General features: G+C 41.1%; 7 protein-coding genes. 6 read left to right on the forward strand and 1 reads right to left on the reverse strand.

The window, feature by feature from the left end:
- Nucleotides 1–168: 168 nt before the first annotated feature.
- Entirely contained in the window at nt 169–648 is a 480-nt protein-coding gene (locus tag DLD82_RS02530) for a phosphate-starvation-inducible PsiE family protein (protein ID WP_109939531.1), read from the reverse strand.
- A 607-nt stretch (nt 649–1,255) separates the two neighbouring features.
- On the opposite strand from DLD82_RS02530, the gene DLD82_RS02535 reads away from it, so the two are divergent.
- The 6 genes from DLD82_RS02535 (at nt 1,256) to DLD82_RS02560 (ending at nt 18,237) form a co-directional block, all read left to right on the forward strand.
- The gene (locus DLD82_RS02535) at nt 1,256–1,747 is read left to right on the forward strand and encodes a nucleotide exchange factor GrpE (RefSeq protein ID WP_109939576.1); all 492 of its coding nucleotides are present in this window, start codon (nt 1,256–1,258) and stop codon (nt 1,745–1,747) included.
- Nucleotides 1,740–3,629, forward strand: a complete 1,890-nt coding sequence (dnaK, locus tag DLD82_RS02540) for a molecular chaperone DnaK (protein WP_109939532.1) — start codon at nt 1,740–1,742, stop codon at nt 3,627–3,629. Before DLD82_RS02535 ends, dnaK begins: the two co-directional genes overlap by 8 nt.
- A gap of 20 nt (nt 3,630–3,649) precedes the next feature.
- Nucleotides 3,650–4,711: a molecular chaperone DnaJ gene (gene dnaJ / locus DLD82_RS02545; protein WP_109939533.1), complete on the forward strand. Its 1,062-nt coding sequence runs from the start codon at nt 3,650–3,652 to the stop codon at nt 4,709–4,711.
- Between the two features lie 18 nt (nt 4,712–4,729).
- A complete protein-coding gene (locus tag DLD82_RS02550; protein ID WP_109939534.1) occupies nt 4,730–5,200 on the forward strand; it encodes an Hsp20/alpha crystallin family protein in 471 nt (156 codons plus the stop codon).
- Between the two features lie 445 nt (nt 5,201–5,645).
- A complete protein-coding gene (locus tag DLD82_RS02555; protein ID WP_245920343.1) occupies nt 5,646–14,423 on the forward strand; it encodes a GH36-type glycosyl hydrolase domain-containing protein in 8,778 nt (2,925 codons plus the stop codon).
- A 208-nt stretch (nt 14,424–14,631) separates the two neighbouring features.
- Nucleotides 14,632–18,237 (forward strand): chemotaxis protein CheB, encoded by a 3,606-nt coding sequence (locus tag DLD82_RS02560; protein WP_109939535.1) that lies wholly within the window; start codon nt 14,632–14,634, stop codon nt 18,235–18,237.
- Nucleotides 18,238–18,276: the final 39 nt, after the last annotated feature.

Below are 18,276 nucleotides of genomic sequence, written 5' to 3' on the forward strand. Positions count from 1 at the left end.
AAAGAATTTTTCTACAATAGCACAAAATATCATTGGGAATATTGCTAAAAACCAAAATCCATAGTTAAACACTGAATGCTCCTCTACCTGGCAGGAAATGATTCATGGATCTCATCCTGTTGAGATCACCTTTGAATCTTGCTTGTCACGACTGGATCCATTTCTTTTTTAGTCTATTTTTGGTGATGGAGACCAGATATCAGATATATTATCAATTTTTTTACTCTTAACTATCCATAATCCAAGGATAAAAAATAACATTACAATAGCCATTCCAATTAAAGAAATTACATTATCTTCATTAAAATCCTGTGAAATTAATAAAATAAAATGCCGGACAATAGCAGTCAGACCAATGATTAAAATGAGTTTGATGTCGATATTACCATTTTTAAGTTCTTTTACGGTGATATAGAGTTCAACGACGATTACCGTTAATAGGGCTGTACTGATTATCCCCAATATTCCAGCGTCTGATACCGGACCATGTTGTCCTGTAATTAACCCGATAATTGACAAATATACCAAAACTAAATTGAGGATACCTATAAATATAAAAGAGATCATGGAAAAAAAGATTAATAAAACCATGGAATAATCAATCCAACCTATTTCCTCTGGCTTTAGATGTTTTAGCAGATAACTCATTCGCAATTTTTCCCTCGTACCATTAATTGTAACCCGCGTATATAGTATAACCGATTATTTATAGTTTATATTTCAGAATTAAACAGTAATGTCTATCAAATCATAAAACCATATTATTTAACCTTAGATCTCTGAAAAATTCGTGAATTGCTCTGATAAAATAATATCTATTTTTTATACCTGTGTTTGTTTCTCATCAATAATAAGGGAGATAATCGCAGCAAAAAGAAGGATAAATTAATGTTTCTTCTTCAGATTCTCTAGTTATCAATCCTTTTACAGATGAGTTGAGCAATAAGGAGAGAACTTTGTTGTGCATGGAAATAACCATCCAGCCATACAAGGTTACCACATTAAAAGAATGTGTCGCATTGAAGAGCCTCGTCTTTCACCCCCTTAAACCAGATATAATCAGATAATATCATTATTTTAAAATTTTAACCTTTACCGGATTCATTATTTCTCTTTATTCTATATGGTGGCTTAACTTTATTTATACATGAATCAATTCTTCATCCAAGGATGATATAATACATCTTTGATAACTTCAGGATCAGTAATTTGTACAAAATACAAGGACAAAAACAAGATTTTTTATAGAGAAATCATGACAGAAAATCTGGAACAGTTAAAAAAAGATCTTGAAAACCAGGTCAAACTCGCAGAGGACCGGCTGAACCAGTTACAATATCTCCAGGCAGATTTTGATAATTTTCGTAAGTGGTCTGAAAAAGAAAAAACATCTATCATTGCCCTGGCCAATGAGAACCTAATCAAAGATCTGCTCATTATACTCGATGATTTCCAACGGGCTTTACCCTCACTTGAGCAGGAACAGAACCGGGAGGGAATGGAGATGATCCGGAAAAAATTAATAAAAATCCTGGGTGAATACGGCCTCTCTCCGATCGTATGTGTGGGAAAAAAATTTGATCCTTATCTTCATGAGGTAATATGCAAGGAAAAATGCAAGGAAGAAACAAATACCATTTTAGAAGATTTCAGCACCGGTTATCAGTTGAAATCGAAGGTCATCAGACCCTCAAAAGTTAAGATAGCAGAACAGATCGAAGAAAATGAAGGTGAAAACAATGGCTAAAGAGAAGATCATCGGAATTGACCTTGGAACATCCAATAGTGAAGCAGCAGTTATACTTGGTGGAAAACCGACAATCATTCCATCGGCTGAAGGTGCTACGGTTGCCGGGAAAATGTTTCCCTCCTACATCGCATTTACTGCTGAAGGACATCTCCTCGTAGGAGAACCGGCACGCAGACAGGCAGTGAGTAACCCGGAGGATACGGTCACTGGTGCAAAGAGGAAGATGGGAACTGACTATGTGTACAAAGTTTCCGGAAAGGAATACACACCACAGCAGATATCTGCATTTCTCCTGCAAAAAATAAAAAGGGATGCAGAAGCTTTTCTCGGGGAAACAATTACAAAAGCTGTGATAACAGTTCCAGCATATTTTAATGATAACCAGCGAACCGCTACGAAGGATGCCGGAAAAATCGCGGGTCTTGACGTAGTAAGACTTGTAAATGAGCCCACAGCAGCGTCAATGGCCTATGGTCTTGATCGGAGCGGGGAATATAAAATACTGGTCTTTGATCTTGGTGGCGGGACTCTTGATGTAACTATCATGGAATTTGGTGGAGGAACGTTCACGGTTCTTGCGACCTCAGGCGATACCCAGCTCGGTGGCACTGACATGGACAATGTAGTGTATGAATGGATTGCATCAGAGTTTCAGAAACTTGAGGGTGTTGATATCAGAAAAGATAAAATGGCAATAACCCGGGTAAAAGAAGCTGCTGAAAAAGCTAAGATAGAGTTATCGACAGTTATAGAAACCGAAATTAATCTCCCGTATGCTTCTGCTACCCAGGCAGGTCCCATACACCTCTCAATGAAACTAAGCCGGGCAAAACTCGAACAACTCGTTGAACCAATTATCAAACGGTGCATCGATCCCTTTGAACAGGCGTTGAAAGATGCCGGACTGACCAAGAATGACATTCAGAAAGTAATCCTCGTAGGTGGCCCTACCCGGATGCCCATTGTCCAGAAATTCATTGAGGACCATATTGGCAAAAAAGTGGAGCGGGGAATCGATCCGATGGAATGTGTAGCCATCGGTGCGGCAATTCAGGGTGCCATATTAGGCGGTGAAATCACAGATATGGTGCTTCTTGACGTGACTCCGCTTACTCTTGGTATCGAGACGCTTGGTGGTGTGAGGACGGCATTGATTGATAGAAATACAACTATTCCTGCGAAAAAAAGTGAAATTTTCTCAACAGCAGCTGATTACCAGACATCAGTTACCGTTCATGTGCTCCAGGGAGAACGTCCCATGGCCAGTGATAATGTAAGCCTTGGTCAGTTTAATCTTGTAGGAATCCCTCCAGCTCCCCGTGGTGTTCCCCAGATTGAAGTGTCCTTTGATATTGATGCATCAGGTATTCTGAACGTATCTGCAAAGGATCTCGGAACCGGAAAAGAGCAGAAGATGACCATCACCGCTTCGACAAAACTTCCGGATAATGATGTCAAGAAAATGGTGAATGAAGCAAAGGAATTTGAAGAAGACGACAGAAAAAGAAAAGATGAAGTTGAAGTCCGTAACTCTGCAGATTCTTTACTATATACTGCAGAAAAAACAAAAACCGACCTTGCAGATAAGCTGAGTCCTGACCTTGTCGATAAAGTAAATGCAGCAATTGTTGCATTGAAAACTGCACTGGAGGGAAAAGACAGTTCTCTAATAAGGACCGAAACTGAAAAACTTCAGAAGGTTCTTGGTGAAGCAGGATCTGCAGTATACCAGGAAACCGCTAAAAAATACGCCCAGCAACAAGCGGGAGAGACGTGTTCTGCACCAGGATGTGAACAATCACAATCACCACATGAACCGAGTAGTGGCCCTGGCGGAGAAAAAGTGGTAGACGCAGATTTCAAGGTAGAAGATGAGTAAGATCTTATCCCGTAATTATTATGGCAAAAAAGGATTTCTATGAAATCCTGGGCGTAAAAAAAGATGCGTCACAGGACGATCTAAAAAAAGCATTCCGTCATCTTGCCCGAAAATATCATCCTGATCTGAACCAGGGGAGTAGCGAAGCTGAGGAAAAATTCAAGGAAGTCAATGAAGCCTACCAGGTACTCAGTGATCCACAGAAAAAAGCACAGTATGATCAGGTAGGACACGCAGATTTTAAACCTGGTGAATATACACAGGCTAATCCTCCCAGTTATGATGATCTATTCCGGGATTTCGGTCTGGGTGATATCTTTGATGCTTTTTCAACAGGCACCGGAAGAGTAAGAAGCCGGGCAGGAGCTGATCTCCGGTATGATATTGAAATCTCACTTACTGACGCTTTTTATGGAACTAAAAATACTGTAGCCGTCCCTCATCTTATCACCTGTAATACCTGTCATGGGACTGGTGCTCAGCCCGGTTTTGCCCGTACATGTTCCACATGCAAAGGGACCGGAGAAATTCGGACAATCCAGAAAAGAGGACATCAACAAGTTATGAATATTGCCCAATGCCCTGAATGTGGCGGAAGTGGAAATATTATAGAGAAACCCTGTAATATCTGTCAGGGAAGAGGGGTACTTCAAAAAACAAGAAAAATAGAAGTTACAATCCCCCGGGGCGTTGAAGACAAACAATTCCTCCGAATCGCCGGTGAGGGTGAGCCTGGAGAGAATCAGGGGCCACCAGGAGATCTGTACGCAGTTGTTCATGTGAAAAAAGATATCTCATTTGAAAGAAAGGGAGTTGATTTGTACAGTTCTACCATTATCGGGCTGAAAATAGCAATTCTTGGAGGTGAAATCTCTGTGCGTACGATCACAGGAACAGCATCACTCAAAATTCCCCGTGGGACTCAAAGCCATACTCTCTTTCGTCTCAGGGAGCAGGGAATGCCGTATCTGAATACTCATAAAAGGGGCGATCTTCTGGTAAAAATTGTGGTGAAAATTCCGGAAAAACTGACACCAAAACAAGAGAGTCTCATATTGGAAGCCCTTGCTGGAGAAAAATGAATAAATGGAGTGACAAGTATGACAAAACAGTATTACGAGTACATTTTTGAGGAACTTGAGTACATGAAAAATTATATGGACGCACTGTTCCAGCAGATTCAGGAGGCAAGTCCAATTGCGTTACTTCCTGCTTCCCACGACCCAGAGAGGAAATTGCTGCCAGGAGTTCAGGACAATCTCAAGGTTAATATTACTGAATATGAGGATGAGATTGTAATCACCGCTGAGATGATTCCCGGTGACCTGAAAAGAGACATAAAAATAGACCTGATACATCCCCTGGCTCTGAAAATTTCCTGTGTGCGTAGAGAATGGAAAAAAGAGGAGAAAATGGAATATTCTATGTTGGAACACAGTTTTGGATACATATCACAGATAGTCCCCCTTCCTAAACCAGTCGATGAGAGCGGATCAAAGGCACTGTATAAAAACGGGGTGTTAGAGGTGCATCTTAAAAAATCAGAACCAGATACTAAAAAAGAAATTTAGGTGAAATATCTTCAGGGTATCACATCATATGTCATAAAAAAATATTAGTATTTTTGAATTACGATTCAAAAAGTGATAGTGGGATAGGATGACCTGAATGAATTATGTCAGGGGGACGAATTCCTGCTTTTTGATAGGCTTCCCAGGCCCGAATTGTAATGTCAGATTTGAAGCGGAATTCATATCTCAGATCATTTACATATGCTTTTACTATTATTTTCCGGAATAATGAATAATTTCAAATGAATCAATCAGTTTTGAAACATCTGGAAGTTATACATGACATTTTTAAAAACCAGGGAACACCGATATATTCATCTACTCTGAAGTCCTTTTAGAGACATCTGGCATTTAGAGATTGTATCAGGAAATTCAATCATATTCTAAAAACCCGGAATATTTCTTTTTTTAGGGGAACTGATTACGTACAGGAGAAAGAAATCATTTGTGGAACATATCATTATTCAGACAAAAAATAATAAAAAAAGAACCTGGCATTTTATATTCAGATACAGGCCCGATTCGTGATGAACTCTATAGCGGGGACCAACTGATAGAACATGCAAAAGAATCTGCCAGTTCATTTAGAATAGATACCAGGCAAGGACTTGACCGTCTTCTTCCAAGACTTGCAGAGAATGAAATAATCCTCCTTAAAACACACAAATTACTGAATAAATCCTTTGAAGAAAACCATCCGGTCGCTCCTGCAGGAGAATGGCTTTTGGATAATTTTTACCTTGTTGAGGAACAGGTAAGAACCGCCCGTCTCCATCTCCCTGAAAAATTCAGTAAAGAACTTCCTCATATGGCTAACGGACCTCTTGAAGGGTATCCCCGGGTTTTTTATATTGCAAGAGAACTCATTGCTCATTCTGATGGGAGAATAGATGTAAATAATCTCTTTAATTTTATCGATGCATACCAAAGTGTCAGCCCTTTGTTGCTAGGCGAACTCTGGGCTGTTCCAATCATGTTAAGACTGGCTTTGATAGAGAATTTACGCAGAATATCTGACATTATCTCTTCAAACAAAACTGATCGTGATTGTGCAGATCACTATGTGGATCGGATGATCGAAGTAGCCAGGAAGGAACCAAAGAATCTCATCCTTGTTATTGCAGACATGGCACGTTCTGATCCCACCCTTACCAGTGCTTTCGTTGCAGAAATGGCACGAAAATTACAGGGGAGATCCGGCACTCTCTTATTTCCACTTTCCTGGATAGAACAGAGGCTTACTGAACGAAATCTTACCATCGAACTTTTAATAAATGCTGAGACACAGGCACAAGCAGCAGATCAGGTATCCTTTGGAAACAGTATTAACAGCCTTCGTCTCCTTGATACAATAGACTGGAGGGATTTCATCGAGAGGTTGAGTGTTGTAGAACATTCGCTTCGAAGTGACTCTGCAGATGTATATGCAGAGATGGATTTTGAAACCCGTGACCGGTACCGGCATGCAGTTGAGAAAATTGCAAAAAAAGGGGGATTCTCTGAGGAACTGGTAGCAAAAAAAGCGGTAGAACTTGCATCCATCCGTCGATTGAATCCTGATAATAATATCCGGAGTTTTCATGTAGGGTATTTCCTGATTGATGATGGTAAAGAGGAACTTCTGAAAGCACTCTCATACAATCCCCCATATTTAGATCTAATAAAAAAAACCGGACATCGTCTACTCCATACCCTCTACTTCTCTGCAATTATTTTCATAACTTTCATTGTGGTTTTTTTAGCCTGGAATTGCCATTCTTCCAGCGATTGGATAATTGCTTTGCCTTTTCTTTATTTCCTAATTTTTCCGGTAAGTCAGGGAGTGATAGAGATAGTAAACTGGATCTCTTCCCTGGTTCTCTCACCTGTCACTCTCCCAAAGATGGATTATTCAGAAGGTATCCCGGACAATAAAAAAACAATCGTTGTTATACCTACTGTTCTTTCAGAACTGGCAGATGTTTTAGACCTTATCGACTCACTGGAGATCAGATATCTTGCCAACCAGGACAAAAACCTGTATTTTGCGTTATTAACCGATCTTAAGAATGCACCTACAGAAGAGATATCTGAAGATAATATAATAGTCCAAAAACTGAGTGCAGGAATTCAATCTTTAAATGATAAATACCAAAATGAACGTACAAATCCCTTTTTTCTCATGCACCGGTCCCGTAGCTGGAACCCGGATGAAAACAAATTCATGGGATATGAAAGGAAAAGAGGAATTCTTGAGGCATTCAGCATACTCCAGTCTGGAACCGGAAAAAACCCATTCTCCTGCCTTATCGGCAACCCGGACATTCTGAAAGATATACGATATGTAATAACCCTCGATACCGACACAGAACTCCCACGAAATAGTGCAAAAAAACTGATCGGTGCATGTGCTCATCCACTTAACAAACCGGTATCAGATCCAATAACCGGGGTGATTCAGAAAGGATACGGCATTCTTCAGCCCCGTGTAACCATCTCTTTATCCAAAACCACAGTATCACGATTTGTATCCATATTCGGCGGTGAACAGGGAATAGATCCCTACACCAGGGCCGTGTCTGATGTGTATCAGGATGCTTTTCATGAAGGCTCTTTTATTGGAAAAGGAATTTATGATCTTGAAGTTTTCTCCAGGACAGTAAAAGGACGATTTCCGGAAAATCTCATTTTAAGTCATGATCTTCTGGAAGGATGTTTTGCCAGAACCGGTCTTGTCACTGATGTTCAGATCTTTGAAGAGTTCCCGGGCAGTTATCTGGCGGATATGAAAAGAAGACATAGATGGGTAAGAGGGGACTGGCAAATACTGCCTTGGTTGTTTCCATCCGTACCGGACAATACATCAGAAAAACACAGAAATCCACTCTCATTTCTCTCCAGATGGAAAATCTTTGACAACCTGAGAAGAAGTCTGGTAGCTCCTGCAACAATTCTCCTTTTTTTTATTTCATGGATTTTCCTTCAGGATCTTCTCTTCTGGACAGTTTTTATTGTTTCCCTGTACCTGGTTCCACCGATTATTACTGCAGGCTGGAACTTCCTTAAAAAACCAGCGGAACAGACCAGGAGACTACATTTTCATGATACGGCCAGAGAATTCCGGGATAAACTAATAATTCATCTCGCTACCCTTACATTCCTTCCCTACGAAGCATATAATAATTTAGATGCAATTCTTCGTTCATGCTGGCGGATGACTGTTTCACATCGTAATCTGTTAGAATGGACAACACATCAGGAAGCAGGACGGACAAGCAACTCAGGATTTTTCCATGCATACCGGAATATGTGGCCAGCTCCCTTACTAGGAATAGCAATTCTCATCTGCATGATAACCGGTAGCATAAGAAATTCTGTTGTCATAACTCTTTTTGCTCTTGCATGGACCCTTTCTCCAGCTACTGCCTGGTGGATAAGTAAACCGATAATAAACCAGACCACTCACCTTTCACAGACCCAGCAGCGTTTTTTGCGAGGAATCGCCCGGAAAACCTGGCGGTTTTTTGAGACATTTGTATCCGCTGAAGATCACTACCTTCCTCCTGATAATTACCAGGAGCAACCAGTTACAGCAATTGCTCATCGTACCTCTCCAACAGATATCGGGCTCTCTCTTCTATCAACTCTTGCTGCTTACGATTTTGGATATATTCCGGCAGGCATTCTTGTTGACAAAACCCAAAAAACCTTTACCACCATGGGAAAATTAAAGAGATTCAGGGGTCATTTTTACAACTGGTACGATACTATCACGTTAGAGCCACTTCTCCCACGGTATATTTCCACTGTCGATAGTGGAAATCTTGTTGGTGACATACTTGTTTTGAGGCAGGGATTAGATAAAATTCCAGGGGAACAAATAATTTCCCATTCTTTTTCTGATGGACTCAGTGATACGATTCTTCTCCTCTCTGGTGCTCTGGAGAAATATTCGGACCAAATGAAAACAGAGTCAATGGAATTTGTCCAGTCAAAAATAGTCGATCTACAAAATACAGTAACCCCGATGCCGTGTAGAACCTATGAAATCCAGGATTACCTCTCAAATATTAATAGAATTGCTGAGGAAATCTTCGCCATACTCAATTCTCATCCTGATGATGAATCTCGATATTGGGCAGGTGCAATTAAACGCCAGATAGAACCATTTACTACCGATCTGATGAGATTTGTTTCCTGGGGATCCACAGGAAACCTCCCTGAGAACTTAAGAAATGAGATTCCATTGGATCTGGTTCCATATCTCTCAATTTTTAGTGCAAAACTAGAAATCCTGAACAATCAATTGCCAACATTCAGAGAAATTGCAGAAATACGACAAAACCTCTTAAAAGAGATAGTTCCTCTTTTGAATTGGCTGGAAAACCAAAAAGAGACGGAAAATGCATCAGGTTCAGGATATCAATGGCTTGTCCGGACTCTTGATGAGATTCAGCATTCGAGTAAGCAGGCAGAAGAGTTACTTGTGCTATTGTCATTCCTTACAGATAAGTGCCATGAATTCTCTGAAATTGAATTTGAATTTTTGTATGATCAGACAAGTAATCTCCTTTCAATCGGATATAATGCGACAGATCTGAAACGTGATGCAAGTTTTTATGATTTACTGGCATCAGAGGCACGACTTACCAGTTTTATTGGTATTGCCCGAGGTCAGCTTCCGCAGGAACATTGGTTTGCCTTAGGGCGTCTGCTTACGACAACCGGAAAAGGAAAACCGACACTCATTTCATGGAGTGGATCGATGTTCGAATATCTAATGCCCCTCCTGGTGATGCCCACTTACGAAAATACTCTTCTTGATAGGACGTATCATGCAATAGTAGCCAGACAAATGGAATATGGCAGGCAAAGAAGTATCCCATGGGGGATTTCAGAGTCCGGGTATAACATCACTGATACCATGAAAAATTATCAGTACCGGGCATTTGGAGTTCCAGGCCTTGGATTCAAACGAGGTCTTTCTGAAGACTTGGTCATTGCTCCTTATGCGGCAATAATGGGACTGATGGTAGATCCCCCTGCAGCATATGTGAATATCAAAGAGATGGAGACTCTTGGTTACGAAGGTCAGTATGGGTTTTATGAAGCCGTGGATTTTACTCCGTCCAGAGTCCCTCCAGGCAAAAAACATGCAATAGTACAATCATTCATGGTGCACCACCAGGGAATGGCTCTTCTCTCCCTCGCTTATACCCTTCTGGATCGCCCGATGCAAAAAAGATTTGAAGCAGATCCGATTCTTCATGCAACGTTGATGCTACTTCAGGAAAAAATGCCACGGATAGCACCCTTTTATCCACATACCGGAGATCTTCAGGGGGTTCATAAAAAAACAGGTATTTCAGAATCTTTTATGCGAACCTTCAATACAGCAGACACACCCCGTCCTGAAGTGCATCTCCTCTCAAACGGCAGATTCCATATTATGATAACGAATAGTGGATCAGGCTACACCCGATGGAATGATCTTGCAATAACAAGGTGGCGGGAAGATCCTACCACTGACAATTGCGGTTCGTTCTGCTATATCAGGGATCTTGCAAGTGGGGAATTCTGGTCAAACGGATATCAACCAACCATAAAAAAACCTGATACATACCAGGTAGTATTCAAACAGGCCTGTGCTGAGTTTCATCGAAAAGACAGGGAATTTGATACGCGTACCGAGATTATTGTCTCTCCGGAGGATGATGTCGAACTACGCAGGATACGGGTGACAAACAGATCCTGGAAACGGCGAACCATTGAATTTACCAGTTACGCCGAAGTGGTACTTGCCCCTCAGTCTTCAGATGAATCCCATCCGGCCTTTAGTAACCTGTTTGTTCAGACGGAAATAATCAGGGAGAAAAATGCAATATTAGCTACGAGAAGACCACGATCAGCAGGAGAAAATCCCCCCTGGATGCTCCATCTTATGACGACTCATGGAAATCAGGTACGAAATGTTTCATTTGAGACAGATCGCTCTCAATTTATCGGTCGGGGAAATTCTCTTTCAAATCCTGTTGCTATGACCGATTCTTCTACCCTTTCTGATACTTCTGGTTCTGTTCTTGACCCCGTTGTTTCAATTAGATGCACTATCACTTTGGAACCACAGGAAACAGCAGGAGTGAATATCTTTACCGGAGTTTGTGAAAGCCGTGATGGGTCAGTATCCCTGATAGAAAAGTATTACGATGAATACATCGCTGACCGGGTTTCAGAATTAGCCTGGACTCATACCCAGGTTATGCTTACCCAGCTTAATGCAACTGAACGTGATGCACAATTGTATGGAGCACTCGCATCTTCAATTATTTACGCAAATCCTTCAAGAAGGGCAGCCAGGAAAGTGCTGCAAAAGAATACCCGGGGGCAGTCAGGTCTTTGGGGGTATGGTATTTCAGGTGATGTCCCTATTGTGCTTGTCCGGATTCAGAGCAGGAAACATATCCGTCTTATAAAAGAAATGGTTCAGGCACATGCCTACTGGAGAATGAAAGGACTGGTTGTTGACCTGGTAATCTGGAATGAAGATCAATCAGGATACCGACAGGAACTGAATGAAGAAATTATGCATCAGATGCCCCAGGGGACTGATTCGATGTTATTAAACCAGAAAGGGGGCATTTTTATCAGACGTCTTGAGCAGATGTCTGACGAGGATCGCATCCTTATCCAGACCGTGGCCCGGATGATAATTTCTGATAGATGGGGCACCCTTACGGAACAGATTGAACGTGAATCAGGGGACGAGATAAAAGTCTCTCATTTGCTCCCTTCACGTTCACCTTCCGATGAAAAAGAAGCAGATTTGCATATATCAGGCGATGATCTTCTCTATTTTAATGGTACCGGAGGATTTTCTCAGGATGGAAAAGAATATTTCATCTTTACAGGAAAAGGAAAAAAAACACCTGCACCCTGGATAAATGTCATTGCTAACGAGAATTTTGGGACGATACTATCAGAGAGTGGAAGTTCGTATACCTGGAGTGAAAATTCTCATGAATTCAGGCTCACCCCTTGGATGAACGACCCGGTACAGGATCTTTCAGGAGAGGTCATTTATATCAGGGACGAAGAGACGGGGGAATACTGGTCTCCTACTCCTTTCCCTGCAGGAAGAGAAAATAGTTACATTGTTCGGCATGGATTTGGATATTCTGTTTTTAAGTCATGTAAAGGGGGAATTCTTACAGAACTAACAGTCTTTGTGTCAATCAACCTTCCGGTGAAAGTTATGTCTCTTCGGATAAGAAACCAGTCCGGCCGGACCAGAACTCTGTCAGTCACCGGATATGTTGAATGGACTCTTGCAGAACTCAGATCAAAATCACTTTTCTACGTGATTACAGAAACCGATAAGGATTCATGCGCAGTTTTTGCTAAAAATCCATATAATAATGAATTTCCAGGAAGAGTCGCATTTCTTGATTCAAACATCGTTAGTCGCACCATAACCGGTGACCGGTATGAGTTCATCGGGAGAAACAGAGGACTAGATAAACCTGCAGGAATGGAACAGGTTCACTTATCAAATAAAGTTGGAGCCGGGCTTGATCCCTGTGCAGCGATGCAAGTTCCCTGTGAACTTACTGATGGTGAGGAACAGGAAATTATTTTTACCCTCGGCGTGGGGAAAGATGATGAAGATGCAAAAAACCTTGTCAAACAAACCCGGGGAATAGGAAAAGCACGTGCAATGTTAAAAGAGTTGCATGAATATTGGAATGAAACGCTAAACCAGGTTAAAATCAGAACCCCTGATCCATCTGTGGATCTTCTCATGAATGGATGGCTCATATACCAGACAATTACCTGCAGACTCTGGGCACGAACGGGATTTTATCAATCCGGAGGGGCATTCGGATTTCGGGATCAATTGCAGGACGTGATGGCTCTCATACATACAAGACCGGAACTTGTGAGAGCACAACTTCTTCTCAATTCCGGACACCAGTTTGTTGAAGGGGATGTCCAGCACTGGTGGCACCCGCCAGGAAACCGGGGAGTCCGGACCAGATGCTCTGACGATTATTTATGGCTCCCATTTGTCACCTGTCGGTATGTACTAAGTACCAATGACACGGGAATTCTGGATGAACCAATACCTTATCTCGAAGGGAGGAAAATTCTCCCGGATGAGGATTCATATTATGACCTGCCAGGCAAATCCGGGGAATCTGGAACCTTATACGAACACTGCACCCGGGCAATCCGGTTCGGTTTAAAATTTGGAATACACGGCCTTCCTCTTATTGGAACCGGAGACTGGAATGATGGAATGAATCTGGTTGGTGCTGGAGGAAAAGGGGAGAGTGTATGGTTGGGATTTTTCCTTTATGATCTATTAATTCAATTTCAAAAAATTGCAGAATTGTATCATGATCCTGCATTTGCATCATTTTGTCTGACGAATGCCAGGGAGCTTAAGAAAAATCTGGAGATACATGGATGGGATGGGAAATGGAACCTTCGTGCATACTTTGACTCAGGCGAACCTCTTGGCTCTGTTACAAATCAGGAATGCAAGATAGATTCTATTGCACAAAGTTGGGCAGTTCTATCCGGTGCCATATCAGAAGAAAAAGCAATGTCCGCGATGGGTGCAGTGAAAGAGCTTCTTATCAGGCATGATGACAAGCTAATAACTCTCTTTACCCCTCCGTTTAACAACGACCCCATAGATCCAGGATATATCAAAGGATATGTCCCCGGGGTCAGGGAGAACGGAGGGCATTATTCCCATGCTGCAATCTGGGTCGTGATGGCTTTTGCTGCATTGTGTGATCATGAAACCGCCTGGAGTTTGCTGCCACTTATTAATCCGGTTCATCATTGTAAAACACCTGTTGATGTGACGAAATACCGGGTCGAGCCGTACGTTATCGCCTCAGATATCTATGCTGCTCCTCCTCATACCGGTAGGGGAGGCTGGACCTGGTACTCTGGTTCTGCAGGGTGGATGTATACACTCATTCTGGAGTCACTTCTCGGATTAAGACTCACCGGAGAGATTATAACATTAGAACCCTGTATTCCGGCAACATGGAAGTCATTTCAGATTGATTACCGATACCGGTCAACAATATATCATATTGAGGTAATGAATTCTGGCAGGGGATTACAGGTACAATCAGTTGATATTGATGGTATTTCCCAGGATGACAAAAAGATACATCTGATTGATGATCAAAGAGAACACTCAATAGTAATACATCTTGGAAATTAATATATCCTGATAGAATGACAGATATCACAGTAAATGCAGTGTATCAAATGATTAAACAAATTTTACGTAAATATTTTCAAAAACCATAATTATTATTTAATCAACATCATAATGGAGATACTAATCATCTTATGCTGGATTTCACATTGTTCCAACCATCAGAATCCACCTTTGAATATAATTTTGTAAAAACAGGGAATATTACCTCATGTCAGGATTATCCAAAGAAAAATCAGAACTGAGATCTATCCCAGAACGAAATAATAGTTCCCCACCTATTGTTGGAATTGGAGCATCAGCCGGAGGCCTTGAAGCTTTCGAAAAATTTTTTCATTCTGTTCCAATTGATACCGGGATAATTTATATTCTTGTCCCCCATCTTGATCCAGATCACGAGAGTATGCTCGTTGATATTCTCGGAAGAGTAACAAAATTATCTGTTCTTGAAGCGAAAGACCAGATGGAGGTTCATCCAAACCATGTTTACATTATTCCCCCGAACCGTGAGATGACTTTTTGCAAACGCAGGATTAATCTCAGCATTCCTGACACAGTTCATGGCCAGCCCATGAAAATTGATCTGTTCTTTCGTTCTCTCGCTGAAGAACTGGGAGATAGAGCCATAGGTATAATTTTCTCCGGTACCGGGACTGATGGAACCTTAGGTCTCCGGGCTATTCAGGGAGTTGGAGGACTTACCTTTGTACAGGATCCAAAAACGGCAAAATATAACGGTATGCCATCGAGTGCAATAAATGCAGGATATGCAACATATGTTCTCCCGGTAGAACAGATCCCTGCCAGGCTTATTGATACTCTGAAGAATTTCTATGATCAAAAAACCGGGTTTTCCCTAGTTTCAAGTGAACCACCTGTATTAGACAAAAAAGAAGCATTGTCGCGGATACTACAAATTATCAAATCCAAAACCGGCCATGATTTCTCACAATACAAAAAGAGTACAATTCTGCGTAGAATTTCCAGGCGTATGTCAGTTCATACCATAGAAGATCTGGATGGTTACGCTGGGTTTCTGCAGGAAAATTCAGAAGAAGTCAGAATTCTCTTTCGGGAATTGCTCATCAATGTTACCAGTTTTTTTCGTGACCCTGAAGCATTCGAATTTTTAAAAAATAAGGTTCTTTTAGATTTAATCAGAGTAAAAGAAAATTTTGAAGCATTCCGGGTCTGGGTGCCTGGTTGCGCAACTGGTGAAGAAGCATACTCACTTGCAATTATCATCAGAGAAGTACTTGATGAATTGGAGAAAGATTGTAAGGTCCAGATATACAGCACTGATATCGCTGAAGATGTCATAGCCATCGCACGAAGGGGTTTTTATCCACCAAATATTGTTACGGATATCACTCCGGAACGCCTGAACAAATTCTTTGTCCGGGAAGAGACAGGATTTCAGGTTAAAAAGGAAATTAGGGAGATGGTAATTTACGCAACCCAGAATATCATCAGGGATCCTCCGTTCATCAAACTGGATCTCTTAAGTAGCCGTAATCTTCTCATTTATCTTGAACCAGAACTCCAGTCCAGAGTGATTCCCGCTTTTCATTATTCATTAAATCCGGGAGGAATACTATTCCTCTCGAGATCTGAGAGTGTTGGAACCCATCAGGATATATTTAAACCACTGAGTAGAAAGTGGAAGATCTACCAGGCGACAGGAATCAGAAGCCCGGTTCTGGCAACCATGGAAACCGCCCAAACTAATGGTATTTTATATCCACCCACATTTCATTCAGACATCCCATCCGGACACAAAGAGCCGAAAGTAGTCGAACTGACAAAAAATGCATTACTTAAAGCCTACATCCCTCCATCCGTCGTAACAGATGAAGATGGAAATATTATCTATGTATATGGGGATACCGGAAAATTTCTTCGTCCGGCGCAGGGGCAGGCCACTTTGTCAGTTGTTGAGATGGCACGTGAAGGATTGCAATTAGAGCTCAGGTCTGCAATTACTATCGCAAAAACCAAGAAGACCATAGTTGTCAAAAAAGATCTGCAGGTGCGAACCAATGGTGGGTTTGAAACGGTTCATCTCGAAGTAAGGTCTGTAACAAGTTCAGAAACGACACAAAATATTCTGATTATCAGTTTTATTGTAAGCGATACAGATGACCTCGGGGAAGAATCCTTCAGGAAACAACATTCAGGCAAAAAACACATACAACCTGAACCAATAAAAAAACTTGAGGAAGAACTCCAATATACAAAAGAAAACCTTAATGCCACTATCGAGGAGATGCAGGCCGCTAATGAAGAACTGCAATCAACCAATGAGGAACTCCAGTCCACAAATGAGGAACTTGAAACATCAAAAGAGGAAATTCAATCCGTCAATGAAGAGATGATGACAGTAAACGCCGAATTACAGGCAAAAATCAGTCAACTTGCTGAAATGCAAAATGATATGAAAAATCTCCTGAGTAGTACAGGGATTGGGACAATCTTCCTTGATACTGATTTTGTCATTCGGTGGTTTACCCCTGAGGCAACAACGCTCTATAAACTCGTTGTTTCTGATGTAGGAAGAAAACTCTGTGATATCAAATCTATGATAGTACAGGATGATCTGATTGAGGAAGCACAAATTGTCCTTGATTCTCTTGTTCCAAAAGAAAAAGAGATAAAGACAATGGATAATACATGGTTTCTGGTCAGAATTTTACCCTACCGGACTCTTGAGAACGTTATCGACGGCATAGTGTTATCCTTTACCGATATTAACATTCGGAAAATTGCTGAAGAGGAAGTAATCCAGTCACGTGAGTATGCAGAGAATATCGTGAACACAATACGGGATCCTCTCCTTGTTCTGGACAAGAATTTAACCGTTGTGTCAGCGAGTCATTCGTATTATCGAATCTTTCATACATCAGCACCTGAAATAGAGGGGAAAAAACTTACAGAGATCAATAATAATCAATGGAACATCCCCCATCTAATCTCCCTTCTACAAACAATCCTGCCGGAAAAAACCTCGTTTGAAGATATTGAAGTGAAACACATATTCCCGGACATTGGGGAGCGGATTTTAATTCTGAACGCACGTGTTTTAACGGGAAAAAACGGAGTACCGGATCTAATCCTTTTAGCCATAGAAGATATTTCAGAATTAATTCGGACAAAAGAAGCCTTTGAAGAGGCAAACAAAAAATTAATTTTTCTTACAGGTCTGACCCGGCATGATATTATTAATCATATATCAGCCGTGGGGCTAACACTGGATTTGATTCAGGAAGAAAATGACCTTGAGGAGATTCATAAGTGGACTGCATCTGCTGCTGGTGTATGTAAAAATATGGAGGCAACCATTGGATTTACCAGAGAATATGAGAGTTTTGGTACGATCTCAAGTGGATGGAAATTCATATACCCAATAATCGAATCCGCAAAAACAGAAATCCATTCTGAAAAGGTTGTGATTGAAAATCAGATCTCTCCTGACCTTGAGATATATGGAGAACCAATTCTTCGCAAAGTGTTTGTTACTCTGATGGAAAATGCAATCCGACATGGTGTGAACATTTCCAGAGTTAATTTTTCAGCTCATGAATCAGAAGGGACATGTATTATTACCTGTGAGGATGATGGAGCAGGTATCCCAACCGATAAAAAAAAGAGGATTTTTAATCATGGTTATGGGAAACATACAGGAATCGGACTTTTTCTTGCCAGAGAGATTCTTTCTATCACGGGGATGTCCATCAGAGAATGTGGAATAGAAGGAAAAGGAGCAAAATTTGAGATTGTAATTCCAGCAGGTAAATTCAGAATCACAAAAAAGGAATAATTTTTTCGCTTTTTTAAAAAGCCTGTTAATTTATATACT

It is taken from the genome of Methanospirillum stamsii, from assembly GCF_003173335.1.
Lineage (GTDB): Archaea > Halobacteriota > Methanomicrobia > Methanomicrobiales > Methanospirillaceae > Methanospirillum > Methanospirillum stamsii.

Excerpts from the sequence above, each read along its gene's own strand:
- DLD82_RS02530 (WP_109939531.1), bottom strand. The coding sequence starts at position 648 with ATGAGTTATCTGCTAAAACATCTAAAGCCAGAGGAAATAGGTTGGATT.
- DLD82_RS02535 (WP_109939576.1), top strand. The coding sequence starts at position 1,256 with ATGACAGAAAATCTGGAACAGTTAAAAAAAGATCTTGAAAACCAGGTC.
- dnaK (WP_109939532.1), top strand. The coding sequence starts at position 1,740 with ATGGCTAAAGAGAAGATCATCGGAATTGACCTTGGAACATCCAATAGT.
- dnaJ (WP_109939533.1), top strand. The coding sequence starts at position 3,650 with ATGGCAAAAAAGGATTTCTATGAAATCCTGGGCGTAAAAAAAGATGCG.
- DLD82_RS02550 (WP_109939534.1), top strand. The coding sequence starts at position 4,730 with ATGACAAAACAGTATTACGAGTACATTTTTGAGGAACTTGAGTACATG.
- DLD82_RS02560 (WP_109939535.1), top strand. The coding sequence starts at position 14,632 with ATGTCAGGATTATCCAAAGAAAAATCAGAACTGAGATCTATCCCAGAA.